This window comes from Succinivibrio dextrinosolvens (genome assembly GCF_900116345.1).
Taxonomy (GTDB): domain Bacteria; phylum Pseudomonadota; class Gammaproteobacteria; order Enterobacterales; family Succinivibrionaceae; genus Succinivibrio; species Succinivibrio dextrinosolvens_B.
On record NZ_FPAH01000021.1, the window covers coordinates 15,784 to 30,074 of the forward strand.

The 14,291-nt window shown below is 39.8% G+C and carries 12 protein-coding genes and 1 pseudogene; 6 read left to right on the forward strand and 7 right to left on the reverse strand.

The features are described 5' to 3' along the window. Positions 1-582: 582 nt before the first annotated feature. The 5 genes and pseudogenes from BM308_RS13660 to BM308_RS07800 all read left to right on the forward strand — a co-directional run. Positions 583-1,080: pseudogene (locus BM308_RS13660) on the forward strand (hypothetical protein); the annotation flags it as partial. An 84-nt stretch (positions 1,081-1,164) separates the two neighbouring features. Continuing rightward, positions 1,165-1,533 carry a M23 family metallopeptidase gene (locus BM308_RS13665; protein ID WP_373604446.1) on the forward strand — a complete coding sequence of 123 codons (369 nt, stop codon included), beginning with the start codon at positions 1,165-1,167 and terminating at the stop codon, positions 1,531-1,533. Positions 1,534-1,829: 296 nt separating this feature from the next. Then, positions 1,830-2,105: a hypothetical protein gene (locus tag BM308_RS07790; RefSeq protein ID WP_074944285.1), complete on the forward strand. Its 276-nt coding sequence runs from the start codon at positions 1,830-1,832 to the stop codon at positions 2,103-2,105. Between the two features lie 288 nt (positions 2,106-2,393). Beyond that, positions 2,394-2,879 carry a type III secretion system chaperone gene (locus BM308_RS07795; RefSeq protein ID WP_074944287.1) on the forward strand — a complete coding sequence of 162 codons (486 nt, stop codon included), beginning with the start codon at positions 2,394-2,396 and terminating at the stop codon, positions 2,877-2,879. A gap of 60 nt (positions 2,880-2,939) precedes the next feature. Beyond that, the gene (locus tag BM308_RS07800) at positions 2,940-4,241 is read left to right on the forward strand and encodes a hypothetical protein (protein ID WP_074944289.1); all 1,302 of its coding nucleotides are present in this window, start codon (positions 2,940-2,942) and stop codon (positions 4,239-4,241) included. Between the two features lie 199 nt (positions 4,242-4,440). Here the strand turns inward: BM308_RS07800 and BM308_RS07805 are convergent, their stop codons facing one another. Continuing rightward, positions 4,441-6,231, reverse strand: a complete 1,791-nt coding sequence (locus tag BM308_RS07805; RefSeq protein ID WP_083425498.1) for an ABC transporter ATP-binding protein/permease — start codon at positions 6,229-6,231, stop codon at positions 4,441-4,443. 3 nt (positions 6,232-6,234) lie between these two features. Beyond that, positions 6,235-7,110 (reverse strand): Cof-type HAD-IIB family hydrolase, encoded by an 876-nt coding sequence (locus BM308_RS07810; protein WP_083425499.1) that lies wholly within the window; start codon positions 7,108-7,110, stop codon positions 6,235-6,237. 400 nt (positions 7,111-7,510) lie between these two features. On the opposite strand from BM308_RS07810, the gene BM308_RS07815 reads away from it, so the two are divergent. Beyond that, positions 7,511-8,014, forward strand: a complete 504-nt coding sequence (locus BM308_RS07815) for an Rsd/AlgQ family anti-sigma factor (RefSeq protein ID WP_074944291.1) — start codon at positions 7,511-7,513, stop codon at positions 8,012-8,014. A 97-nt stretch (positions 8,015-8,111) separates the two neighbouring features. Here the strand turns inward: BM308_RS07815 and radA are convergent, their stop codons facing one another. From radA to iscB, 5 genes are read right to left on the reverse strand one after another with little or no spacing between them, the layout of a single operon-like run. After that, on the reverse strand, positions 8,112-9,488 hold the full coding sequence (radA, locus tag BM308_RS07820; protein ID WP_074944294.1) for a DNA repair protein RadA: 1,377 nt from the start codon (positions 9,486-9,488) through the stop codon (positions 8,112-8,114). 5 nt (positions 9,489-9,493) lie between these two features. Beyond that, positions 9,494-10,375: a phosphoserine phosphatase SerB gene (gene serB / locus BM308_RS07825; protein WP_083425500.1), complete on the reverse strand. Its 882-nt coding sequence runs from the start codon at positions 10,373-10,375 to the stop codon at positions 9,494-9,496. A gap of 4 nt (positions 10,376-10,379) precedes the next feature. Further along, entirely contained in the window at positions 10,380-11,108 is a 729-nt protein-coding gene (locus BM308_RS07830) for a TatD family hydrolase (RefSeq protein ID WP_074944296.1), read from the reverse strand. Continuing rightward, complete coding sequence (gene prfC, locus BM308_RS07835; protein WP_074944298.1) at positions 11,109-12,701, reverse strand: peptide chain release factor 3; 1,593 nt, start codon at positions 12,699-12,701, stop codon at positions 11,109-11,111. A 33-nt stretch (positions 12,702-12,734) separates the two neighbouring features. Beyond that, complete coding sequence (iscB, locus tag BM308_RS07840) at positions 12,735-13,958, reverse strand: RNA-guided endonuclease IscB (RefSeq protein WP_074944300.1); 1,224 nt, start codon at positions 13,956-13,958, stop codon at positions 12,735-12,737. Positions 13,959-14,291: the final 333 nt, after the last annotated feature.

Sequence of the window (14,291 nt, forward strand, 5' to 3'; positions counted from 1 at the left end):
CTAGCCCTATCCCTTGCAATCGCAACCAATCAGAACTTATACAAGTTTTCAGGCTTCTCCACAGAGGAGGCGGCTCCTGAGAATGAAGTTATTGCAAGCAATGTTACCGCACCTGACGAGGAAATTCCTCTGGCACAGGCTTTCGGTATTGCTTCAAACAAATCTAAAGAGCAGTTTGAGAACTATGATGACACCCTAAATGAGGCTGAACTTGCTGACTCTGATGATCAGCTTGATCAGGAAATCTCAGCTCTAGCATCTAAAACAGAAAAAGTCGAAGCAGGCTCAGTTGGTGCCAAGTGGGTTACTGAAAATGTTCAGAAGGGCGACAGCATTTCCTCTCTGTTTGAGGATCTGAATATTCCAGCAGCAACCCTAGCCACAATCATAGATAACAATAAGCCTGTAGCAAAGAGCATCAACTCACTTAAGATTGGCGAAAAACTATCCTTCCTCGTTGACAGCAAAGGTGAACTGATTGTTTTCATCAAGCCAATTTCTGACAAGGAGCAGCTGCGCTTCTACAAAGTTGATAACACCGGTAAGTTTGCCTATACCAAAGAAGCTCTGAACTCCTATGTAATGGATGACGATGCTGTAAGTGCAGCCAAGGCTCTGGCAGAAGCTCCTTCAGCCAAGACCGAGACCAAGGTTGTAGCCTCAGCTGATAAGAAGACAGTTCCTGCAGTTGCTGCTGAACAGAAAGACAAGAAAGAAGTTCCAGCAGGCAACAAGAGAGGACGTCTGGTGGTTGTTACCATCAACAAGGGCGAGACCTTCTCAAAGGCTGCTAATAATGCTGGTATAACCTATACCGAAATCAACAGAATTCTTCAGATGTTCAAGGGTAAGATCCAGTTCTCAAGAAACATTCAGGCTGGTGATACCATGAGAGTTCTGTTCACAGATTCAAACGGCAAAGGAAAAATCTGTGCAGTTGAATTCCAGATGGCTAAAGGCGGAAAGATTGCCAGCTACCTGAATACAGCTGACGGTAAGTATTACGATGAGAAAGGTCTGAATGCTACTCATTCCTCTTTCTCAAGATTCCCATTCAGATCACGTGTGAGGGTAACTTCTCCATTCAATCCATCCAGAAGACACCCTGTAACCGGCATTACCCGTCCTCATAACGGTGTTGATTTCGGCTTACCTGTTGGTACCATGATTACAGCTCCTGCAGATGGTATTGTTGATAAGGCAACCTTCTCAAGATCAGCAGGTTACTGGTTGACAATTCGTCACAGCGGCGGTTTATCAACAGTTTACATGCATCTGTCAAAGATTAGCGTAAAGCCAGGCCAGCGCATTAAACAGGGAACTGTAATTGCACGTTCTGGTAATACAGGTTTATCAACCGGCCCTCATCTGCACTATGAGATTCGTGTTAACGGCCGTGCAGTAAACCCACTTCGTATTAATCTTGATAACAGAAACTACAACATCAATAGCAAAGCACGTAAAGCCTTTGCCGCCTCTGTTCAGAGATACAAGAAAGAATTACATCAGAGTAATCTGATCGCAAAACGCTAAAAATTCCTTCTAAATTGTGCACTTAGGATTTTCACCTGGTGCACAAATATTACCCCCTTCAACTTTTATCTCAAAAATGCTTTTTCTAATTATTTGAATTTAATAATTTATTTTTTTTCAAAAATTACATAAATCAGAGTTCTAGAAAAACTTTAAGGGAAATTTCGGAATTTTTGATCTTATCTCCAATCACAATTAATACCTAAGTTTCAGCTAATTTTTCTAAAAAACCTTATCTATAATGATTAATGAGAATTAATATTATTTATTACAAACTAGACGATGAGGTATGTGATATGTTAACCGCAGAAGATATGCTGCGCATTGGAGAAGGTGTCGCAGATTTAGACGTCGCTACAGCAAAAGAAGTTCATGTAGATCATAAGGTTGTACCAAGACAGGTATTTGACGAAGATGAAAGCTTTGATGTACCTGAGGCTTATATATCTCCAGACTTAAAGTCTATGATTGATGTAGCCCAGACCGAGATTAACAAGATCAAGGCAATTGGTATGACTCAGTATCTGAAGACCAAATCAGATGCAAAGACAAAGTCGGTTATCAAGATTTAGCATGTGTATGTGATAGAGAAAAACTAGGAGCAATCCTAGTTTTTTTTTTCAAAAATACTCCAATTTCTCAACAAAAGACAGAATCACAATAATAATTATTTGTCGGACACTATATATTTTTTTCTCGTTAACTTTCTTAGATAAGTTTAAATAACAGTCTTATTGTAAAAGAAAAAATATTTTAATTTTTTAGATTTCGAGCATATTCACAGTTTTTTAAAAATAATTTTGTAGTGCAAATTATATACACTATAATTCAATTGTACAAAAACATAATGGAGTAAAAGAATGTCTGAGTTAAATGAATTAGTCACAAATTTCAAAAAAGAACATGACGAGTGTGAAATCAATCTGCAGGATAACGGCTACAGTGCAACCATCAGTTTGGGACCAATGGAAATGAAACTACTGATCCAACCTGGTAGTCAAATGTTAGTTATTCAGGTTCCTGTAGGAATTCTTCCGAAAACAGATAGAGAAGAATTTATGATGAGCCTTCTAGATGCCAACGATTTTTTCGCAGGAACCAATGGTTTTACTCTTGGAATTAACAAAGAGGCTGAAATAGTAACACTACAAACAGTTTGGAATATTTCTTACCTATCGCAGGAGTATTTCTCAAATCTTGTTGAAAATACCTTTATTGAAGGAACATCCTGGCTAGAAAAATTTAGTCTTGAAAAAACAGATAACGAGACCTCTGATAAAACAACATCAGAAACACCTGCTTCTACAGGTCTGCCAAATGGACCTGAACAATGGTTAAAGATTTAGAATCGAAACAGTTTTATAAAAGGGAAACAAAGCAGAATTTACACTGCAAGGAGTCAAGCTATGACAGAGATAATTTCAACTAGACAGCAATTAGTAAATGAAATTAATCAATCATCAACCTTCAAACTTGATAGTGAAGGAAATTTAAAAAAAGCGGGATTTCTTGACAAGGTAAAAAACTTCTTTTCCTCAGTTTTCAATGCCACTGATTATGCAATTCGTAAAGAAGCCATTGAAAACAAGATAGTAGACATACTGAGCAATGATAAGGAAGCTACTGATATTACTGACAAGAACAATTCAAATAACCTTAAGTCACTAAGTTCGAAACTCAGTGGTAAATACAATAATACCGCAACTTTATTGAACCTTTACTCCAAAATCAATGAGTTTTCCCCTGATAAGAAAAAACTTGCAAAAGCATGTATAGATAGCTGTCAGCTTCAGACTCCAGATTCAAACCTGTCACTTAAAGTAAAAGTAGATGGTTTAAAAACTTTTATCAATGAATTAGCTAAATTAAAACCAATGGAGCAGATTGATAAAAAACAACTGCAGGCGCTAAATAATGCTATAAAAAATAATGTACAGAAATTCATTAAAGATAGTATGTCAAATACATTTGACCTAATGAGTTCTCAGCTAAGTAAAGATATTGGTCGTCAAACCATTATTGTTAACAATAATAAATTTATGGAAACAAATTCTGAAGATCAAACAAAAATCAATCAGAAAATTAACGCTTTTAAAAAAGCAATTCCAAACGAGACTCATCAGCAGTATTTGTCCTGGTTGCTTAATCAGGCAGCTCAGTCTGATATGTCTCAACTATTTCTTAATAAGGATTTTGCCGAAAGTGATTTGGGACTTAAGGCACCAAAAGGCTTTTTAGCTTTAAATTCTGGCGGAAATGGCCTCTTTCAGCTTTCACAGTCTACTGATCTAAACCAGATTAAGAGTGATGCGCAGAAGGGCTATCCAATGTATGACATTCAGGTTCATAGTGAAAAAGGAAAGGTTGTAGGAGCTACAGTAAAAATCATGTCTCCCTACTGTGCATCTAACATACAGTTAGGAGATAAAATTTCAGATCCTGTTATTTATGGAAACTCCGTATTCGAAGTAGACCTGTCAAAGACAGAGCCAAGCATTAAAAATGTTAGCGTATCTTACAGTATTGGAAAGCCAGAGTTCTACACAGGAAAAAGGACAGAGAAGCCAGCACAGAACACAAACAATGTTAATAATCAGAATCAGAGGAAAAAAATCCCTAATGTAGCAAATAAATTTGGAAATGACTTCTCTAGTAAGTTAAATAATATATTAGGACAAAGTAATTCTAAAATGAAGAACAAAGTATAACCTTGGATCTCTGCTTTACTCCTCTCTTTAAACTTCTCCGTTAAAAAGAACGGAGAAGTTCTAGTTACAAATCTAATCTCATATACATATTACAAAGATTGTATTGAAATGGATTTCTCTGTAAATATAAAGAATTCGTTTAGAAACAAAAAAGAAAGCAAAGACTCCGCGTTACATCAAAATAACGCGGATTTTTTGATTAGACAGCAGAAGCTTCTGTGAACTTCCAGGAGGCATCATCCTCAGATAAAAGAGCATATCTGTGAACAGAAAGAAGTGTTGAACGATGTCCGACACTAATCATAATGGTATCTGGCAAATTATCCTTTAAGAGTTTATAGGACTTCTGCTCAATATTCTCATCCATTGCAGAACTGGCCTCATCTAAAAACAGCATCTGAGGCTTAATCAGCAGAGCTCTGATGATAGCGATACGCTGCTGTTCACCTAAGGATAGAATTGATGACCAGTTATCCTTCACATCAAGATTCTCAATTAAATGAGAAAGGTTAAGCTCATTTAGATAACGTTCAATTGAACCGTCATTTGAAATCTGTCCTGGATAGGAAATAGCCTCTCTCAGGGTTCCCAAAGGCAGATATGGACGCTGAGACAGGAAGAGAGTATTGGCATCCTTAGGAATAACCACATCACCCTGTGCATAAGGCCAGATGCTGGCAAAGGTCTTAATAAGTGTAGACTTACCGCATCCGGATGGACCTCTAATAAGTAAAGAGTCACCTTTTGCGAGCTTAAAGTCAATGTTCTTCCACAGCTTAGCTCCTGATGGAGAATTCACGTTCAGCTTTGAGACCTCAAAGTCAGAACTCTCCCCTTTCTTAGACTCAAGACACAGAATTCCCAGACTTGAATCCATACTGTCAAAGAATAAGGCAAGACGGTCGGTAACAGCTTTATAGCTTGCCCATGAGGAGAAAGAACTGATTACGGTAGACAGAGAATCCTGAACACGACCGAAGGCAGAGTTGATCTGCATAATACTGCCCATGGTAATTACCTTAGCAAAGTACATAGGCGCAGAGATCAGAATCGGGAAGATAACCGCTGTCTGAGCATAACCTAAAGTAAAGAAGCCAAGCTTCTTCTCTCTTTTAATCAGCTTGATATAGTTTTTAACAACATCCAGGAAGCTTACATTCAGAATTTTCTCCTCAGAATCAGTTCCCTTATAAAGAGCAATAGACTCTGCATTTTCACGAACACGAATCAGGGAGAAACGGAAGTCAGCCTCATAGCGCTGCTGACGGAAATTAAGCTTTACCAGAGGCTTTCCGATCCAGAAGGTCAGAAGAGTACCGATAAAAGCGTATGCACATGCCAGATACAGCATATAACCATCTGGAAGATGCAGTTCATAGCCATTCCATAAAGTCATGGTAACAGCATGAGATAAATCCCAAAGAACTACACCAAAGGTTCCAAGCATAGCAAGGTCTGAGGCTGTACCTAAAATCAGGGAAATACTGCTGCCGACAAAACCGTTGAGGTCTTCTGAAATACGCTGGTCTGGGTTTTCAGTCTTTCTGTCTTCAAGCTGCATCTTGTAGTAGGTGTCAGCATCAATATAGTCATGAATAACTTTGTTGGTAAACCATTTACGCCAGTGGATGGCAAGCTTTGATCTAAGATAGGAGTTGTAGACTGAGACTACAACATGAATGGTGGCAAGCACCACAAAGACCATCAGCTGATATTTAAAACCTTCCAGATCATAATTCTGAATCGTATCCCAGAATTCCTTGTACCAGGTGTTGATTACCTTGGCAAGGTAGATGGCACCGCCGGTCAGAGCCACAATACACAGAAGCAGAAACCAGGCAAAAATACTGTCCTTTGAGCCCCAGAACAGTTTAATCATTCTCCAGCCGGCCTTGATAGAAACCTTTAAAGGCAGGCTGTCTGCGCCATGATATTTTTCTCTTAGTTTGTCAGAATTGTCTTCGTTTTTGAAAATGGAAAGTTTAAACATAGTTTACTTTAAAAATTTCTTAATAACTGCTGCGACACCGTCTTCATCATTGGTTTTGGTAACCACGTCTGCGGCTTCCTTTACAACGTCAAAAGCATTTTCCATAGCTACCCCCAGACCTGCAGTCTGAATCATGTGCAGATCATTCTCAGCATCTCCAAATGCGATGGAGCTCTTAACCGGATATCCAAGTCTGATACACAGACTCTTAAGTCCTGTACCCTTTGATGATTTGTTAGGAATGAATTCAAGGAAATTAGGATTTGAACGGACCACGTTAAAGACGCTGGTCAGACTTTCAGGAAGCTTTGATTTTACCAGATCAATTACTTTCTCTTCTCCGACAATCATAACCTTGAAGAATTCCTCATAGTTGTCAATCTTCATGAAATCATCTTCCACAAAGCCAACGTCTGAGGTATCTATTTCAATCTGGGTATAAGGGTTGTGATCCTCAATCACCAGACCGCGGGTTACTGAATAGCCATGCACTCTTGCTCCTTTAAAAGAGTGAGCAAAAGCGGTTATAACCTTGGCAAGCTTGCCTGATGCAGTGGTTCTAAACACGGTTGGATAACCGACGATACTGTTATGTGCAATATACTCAGACAGTCTTACCACACAGGAACCGTTAAAACATACCGCGTAGGAATTCTCATTAAGACAGCCCAGCTCATTCATGACCCTAACAGCGCTTTTAGGGTGTCTACCGGTTGCAATAGCAATGGAGAAGCCCTGCTCCTGAGCTTTCTTCAGGACCTTCTTGTTGGTCTCGCTGATGCTTTTGTCAGAACGAAGAAGTGTGTCATCAAGATCTAAGGTGATTACTTTATATTTATCTAATTCTACAGGAAGTGAATCCAGTGTATATTTTGCCAATTTATTATCCTCTAATTAACAGCCTCTAATTATAAGGAAAAAACCGTTTCTTTTCATGATTTTTTGTATATTTAATTACACGTAAGAAAGTTAATCAGCAGTGTTTTTCCAAAGGCTTTAATCATCTAATTTTTACACACAAAAATTATCCTTTTCTGATAACAGATAGCAAGCTTTTTAGAAAATTAATTTCAAAAATAATCAATAAAATATTTCAAATGAAATTTTATTCACCAAAACGGCTTTAGAAAGCGATTTATATAAAGTGCAAAAATTTAGATTAAATCTACAATTTTGACTTTTGATGTTTCATTAGTTTCTATTCTTTGAACTCAGACACGTTTTAATATCTGATTTTTATGTTAATTTTACATCAACAACAATAACAAAGGAGGTTCGTATGTCCTCGAAACAATTTGGTAAGAACTTCAATACTACCCTACAGAAAGTTGATGATAAGTACAGCTGGATCAATGACATGATCAAGGCTCGCAAGGAGCTAGTGATTCAGTACATGAGAATTCTCAACGTATCTGTATCACGAAGTTCTAATAAGAATGATGTCTGTTACCCTTCCTACGAGGATGTAACAAAATTCTGTGATCAGCTGGTTGATTACATGTCTCACGGTCACTTCGACCTCTTCCCAAAAATTCTTGAACTCATCGAAAACGCATCAGGACGTTCACTTTCAATAGCACACAGAACCCTTCCAAGAATAGAAGATACCACAGAGTATCTGATGAAATTTACAGATAAATACGCCGAGGATCTGAACGAGGCGAAGATGGCCACCGTACAGAAAGATCTATCATCAATCGGCAAGGCTTTAGAGGTAAGATTTAAAAACGAGGATCGACTGATCATCGCTCTAAGACTGGTTCACACCATAGTCTCAGGTTAAAAAAGTGTAAAAAAAATCTCCGTCATCCTAAACAACGGAGATTTTTTTTGATATCTGTTTAAAGACTTTCTTTAAAAATATTTGTATCAGGAGTTTTTTAAATCAGATTAAAGAGGTCGGTTACCCTTCGTACAGGAATCACTTCAACATTGTTAAGTCTGCGTCTTGGTGCGTTGTCATAAGGCACCACTATTCTAACAAAGCCCTGCTTAACAGCCTCTGCAATTCGCTCCTGTCCATATGGTACAGGACGGATTTCTCCAGTAAGACCAATTTCACCAAAGGCGATAGTGCCCTTATCTATCGGTCTGTCCTTAAAGGAGGAAATAAGTGCCATAGCTAAAGGAACATCAGCAGAAGTATCCTCAACCTTGACACCGCCCACAATGTTAACAAAGACATCCTGATCACCTAAGGAAAACTCAGCATGACGATGAAGCACCGAAAGGAGCATGGACAGACGGTTCTGGTCAGTACCCAAAGATAGTCTTCTTGGATTTGAATATAAGGAGAGGTCAACCAATCCCTGAAGTTCAACCAGTAAAGGACGGGTGCCCTCCCAGGTTACCATGGCAAGAGAGCCGGGAGCTACAGTCTCCTGACGGCTTAAAAAGATAGCAGAAGGATTCTTAACTTCCTTAAGACCTTCATCAGTCATGGCAAAAACACCGATTTCATTTACCGCTCCAAAGCGGTTCTTCTGACAGCGAAGGGTTCTGTAACGCATATCAGTACCAGCCTCAAGGATAATGGAGCAGTCAACACAGTGCTCTAAAATCTTAGGACCTGCCAGAGTTCCATCCTTGGTGACATGACCTACCATAAAGACCGCAATGCCGGTTCTCTTGGCAAACTGAGTTAAAGCAGCAGCGCCCTCACGTACCTGGGATACTGAGCCTGGTGCTGATTCAATTCCATTTACATGCATCACCTGAATAGAGTCTACAATCAGAACCTGAGGCTGTTCTGAACTAGCCATCTCACAGATGGAATCAATTGAGGTCTCAGCTGCGATTCTTATCCTGTCTGTACCGATTTTAAGTCTGGCTGCTCTGATTGCCACCTGCTGCAGAGACTCCTCTCCGGTTACATACAGAATCTTATGGGAAAGACATAAGCGGCCAACGGTCTGCAGAAGCAGAGTTGATTTACCGGCACCTGGATTACCACCGATAAGAGTGACAGAACCACTTACAATACCGCCGCCTAAAACTCGGTCAAATTCACTAAAGCCTGTGGAAATTCTTGGTCGGGAGGTTAAATCAACACTTGATAAATTGCAGATACCAGAACCGGAGGCCCCGGCAAAACCATTCAGGGCCCTGGCTGCGACCTTGGCACCAGGGTTTGGAGCATTATCAACAAGAGTCTCAGAGATGGTTGCAGCTTCGCCGCATTCAGAACAGATACCCTGCCAGCGGGAGTATTTAGCACCGCAGGCAGAACAGATAAAGATACTCTTTGGTTTTGCCATAAAAATTAAGAATTCAGTAAAAGTAACAGCGCCACAGCTGTCAGATCAGAATGATTTATGCAGGCTGGAGCCAGTTTCTGAACCAGAGGTTTGGCATGATAGGCAATTCCCAGTGCTGCGCCATCAATCATTTTAAGATCATTTGCACCGTCACCTAAAACAATTATCTGAGATGCGTCGATGTTTTCACGTTTTTTCAGCTTCAGAACACCTTCAAGCTTAACCTCTGCATCCACAATTCGCTTATCTACCCTTCCGGTAAGTTTTCCGTCCTTAATCTCAAGCGAGTTGGCACAGACCATATCCAGCTTGTACTTGTCCTCAAGTACACAGATAAGCTGTTCAAAACCGCCCGAGCAGATGCCCTTTACCCAGTTGTGTTCAGAGACAGTATTCATCAGAATATCAAGACCGTCAGTCTCATTCATGATAGCCTTAACATCCTCAATCACCTGAGCAGAACCACCTTCAAGCAGAGCCACACGCTGTTTTAGAGATTCAGTAAAATCCAAACCGCCGCGCATTGCCTGTTCAGTGATTTTAGAAACCTTTCCGAAAACTCCAAGCTGTCTTGCAATCTCGTCGATCCCCTCAATCTGTACAGATGTCATATCCATATCCAGACAGATTTCACCGCGACGCTTTAAGGTAGGAAAAGACTCGCTGCACCAGACATCAAAATCAAGGGCTTCCTTTTCAATAAGCCTTTTTATCTTTGCTCTAATCTCTGCCTCGGGGGTATCACAGGAGAAAAGGGCGCCTACATGAGAAGTTAATTTCTTGGATCTGATTTTATAAAGCTTCAGGAAGGTCTGCTTTTCAAAGTGCTCCCATGCAGCATCTATATTAAAGTGTTCAGCCTTTTTAACGATAAAAACATAACTCATAAAACTAAATTCTCAACAGATTTTTTATATTAACTTCAACTAGGTGCTCTATATTATCAGCAGATAGATTTAAAATCGAACCTAATGATTTATAAGATTTTTTGAGCAGATCTGGAGCATATTCTCCGGTATGAAGGAAATCAGCGTCTGTTTCCAGGACAAGATGTTCCACTCCTACCGCATTTAAAACATTAATCATCTTCTGTGAAGCTTTGATTATATGAGATCCCACAGAAAGATACATCCCTAAATCAAGGTAATTTTTTGCAACCTCATAGGAGAAGGTAAAGTTATGAACAACACCTCTGAGTGTGCCTTTGTATTTTTTCAATACCCTGATAAGCTCCCCATGATAGCCTCTTATATGCAGGTTCACCGGCAAATCGTGTTTTACAGCAGCCTCAAGATGCTGCTCTAAAAGCTCTATCTGCTTATCAAGAGGAACATCAATCTTATTATCAAGACCGCATTCCCCTATTCCCTTAACCTGAGGTGAAGTTAAAAGAGAATTAAAAAGTTCCTCATCAAAGGGATGCTCAGACATGTACCAGGGATGAATTCCCACAAAAACAGGAATAGAAGGAAATGATTTTTCAAGAACCTTTAAGGTATTCTGGCTTTCTTGTAAATAGATCCCCACAGGAACAGGGGTAATGGAGGAATTCAACGCACACCCGACCGTTGCCCCGATATCAGGGAACATACCGGCATGAAGATGTGCGTCGTAAAGCATTTAGTGCTCTCTTGTTGAGCTGAACTTAACCTTTGGATATCTTTCCATGTTAAGGTTCAGATTAACTCCTGAAGTAGCAAGGAAGGTCAGATTGTCACCACCGTCTAAGGCAATAGACTGAGGAACCTTGTCTGAAATTTCCTTTAGGGCCTTAGGATCGTCAGCGCTCAGCCATCTTGCTGTAGTTACAGCGACAGCCTCGTATTTAGCATCAACGTTGTATTCATGCTTCAGACGGGAAACCACCACGTCAAACTGCAGAACACCAACCGCGCCTACAATCAGATCGTTATTAATTATAGGTCTGAAAACCTGAACTGCACCTTCCTCTGAAAGCTGCATCAGGCCTTTCTGAAGCTGTTTCTGCTTTAGAGGGTCCTTCAGATGAATACGTCTGAAAAGTTCTGGCGCAAAGTTTGGAATTCCGTTGAAATGCAAAGACTCACCTTCAGTGAAGGTATCACCGATTCTCATGGTTCCGTGATTGTGAAGTCCGATAATATCACCGGCTACAGCAACCTGTGCCTGCTCACGCTCACCAGCCATAAAGGTAACCGCATCAGAGACAATCATCTCACGCCCCAAGCGGACATTGTAAAGTTTCATACCCTTGTGATATGAGCCAGAAACGATACGCATGAAGGCGATACGGTCATGGTGCTTAGGATCCATGTTGGCCTGAATCTTAAAGATAAAACCAGTCAGCTTATCCTCGGAAGCAACCACCTCGCGCTCATCAGCTACTCTTGAAAGAGGAGATGGAGCCCAGTTGGTAAGGCCGTCAAGCATACAGTCAACACCAAAGTTACCTAAAGCGGTACCGAAGAATACAGGTGTCAGCTTACCCTGAAGGAATAGCTCAAGGTCAAACTCATTTGAGGCGCCCTTAACCAGCTCGATATCATCACGAAGCTTCTGAGCCTCATCTTCACCGATAATTGAATCCAGCTCTGGATTATCAAGACCTTTTACGGTCTGAGCCTTCTGAATGTGATAGCCCTCACCGGAGTGGTACAGCATAACTTCGTCATTCAGTAGATGATAGATACCACGGAAGGTTTTACCAGATCCGATTGGCCAGGTGATAGGAGCACACAGAATATCAAGCTCTGTCTCAACCTCGTCCAGAAGATCGAGCGGATCACGTGTCTCTCTATCCAGCTTGTTCATGAAGGTCAGAATAGGAGTGGTACGTAATCTTGTAACTTCCATCAGCTTACGGGTTCTTTCCTCAACACCCTTTGCTGCATCAATCACCATCAGGCATGAGTCAACAGCAGTAAGCACACGGTAGGTATCCTCAGAGAAGTCTTCGTGACCTGGGGTATCCAGAAGATTTACAGTACAGCCGTTGTAAGGAAACTGCATAACAGAGGTGGAAACAGAGATACCACGCTCTTTTTCCATATCCATCCAGTCGGAACGGGCAAAGGTACCGGTTGAACCGCGAGCCTTGACTTCACCTGCTCTCTGAATTACTGAACCGAACAGCAGAACTTTTTCGGTAATTGTGGTCTTACCGGCATCTGGGTGAGAAATAATAGCAAAGGTTCTACGCTTGCTAATTTCATTTAATAGATTTTTATCAGCCATTTTAAATTCGCTCTGTTGTAGAATTGTATTGATTTAACATTTTTCAATTAACCAACTTTTTCTAGTTTCAATCAATTGAAGTTTCTTATAACTTATTGAACCATTGATACGTTCACCGTACACGGTGCGTATATCAAACGCTCCTCTTGTCCTTCTACCATAGATAAACCCTACCTTTCCATCAATCTTAACCTTGTCGAAAAGTCTGAAACCTTTTACCGTATACGGTGCTTGGTTCAGCTTTCTTCGACCACCTTTTAAAGTGATAAACTTATGGATCTGTCGATTGTGACATCTTACCTTTTTCATCAGATAGACATCACTTGGTAAAGCTTGCGGTGTACCGCAAATACACCGAGCATCGACATGATGATCTTTCTTTAGATGATATTTCTCTCTCAAATGCTTGGTTATGTAACCATAAGTACACTTAACACATGGATATTTATTGCAAAGTTCTTTGAAAAAGAAATTTCGCATCAATCCCATAAAGGTTTCAGCTTTGAAAGATTTTCCTCTTTTAATGTCATCTAAAGAGATTAAACCTTTGTGAAATTTCGTGTGACACGAATCACACAAAGTAACCAAATTATTCGGAGCATCACCACCTATTAATCTTGATTCAAGATGGTGAACTCGCAAAACTTTGTCTTTAGACTTACCTTTGCAATATCTGCAAGTGCATCCATCTCTAGCTAAGACATAAGCTTTTACATTCTTGAATCCTAATTGATCACCTTGCTGATACTCAGCACCTTTGATATCTGGATTTTTGATTTTCTGAATGTCAAAACTTGCAATCTCTACGACAATTTTGTCTATAGGCAAAATTTCGTGAACTTTTGCAACTAATCTTAAATGAGATTCTACTTTAGCTCTGATAGATGGAGGTAGCCAACCTTTTTCAATACTTCGGTTAAAAAAACGAGCTTTGCGATATCTTGTTTTTCTTGATCTACGAGTACGTCTTGTTTCTCTTCTTGTAGACAAGAGCTTTACCATATCAGTTCTGATTTTAGCTTTAGCTTCAAAGAGAACCTTTTTCTCAGTACATGCAGAAATACCAGCATTTGCATATCCTGTGTCTACACCAAGAGTGATAAGTTGGGTAATGTTTGCACCTTCATAATCAAGCTGAATTGTAAATGGACATTTTTTAACCACCTTTGCTTTACGTTCTTTGAGCAAACGTCTTACCATACCGTGCCGAGTAGTCGGCATGATTGGTACTCCTTTGCAATTTAGAACATAAACCATAATTAAATTCCTTTAAAAAGTTGCAGTTTGTTGCTGTAAGCCAGATCCTGCAAAACTGTAAAATGCTACCTTCGTCAATGTTATTGAAAGGTTTATTGTCTACAACACTGTTTTCAGTGAAAACTGTTTAATCATAGACCTTAGAGGTCAGAACTAGGTAGAACATTCTGACGTAACTATTTAGATTGTTATCTATTCTTTCATAACGTAGCTCGATTTACTGTATACAGTAAAATTTGCTAAGACTAAGCTTTAGTTACAGACTTGTATATCAATACTCATCTACAACAGAGCTTTTAAATTTATGTTAAATACAATTTCACAAAGAAAATA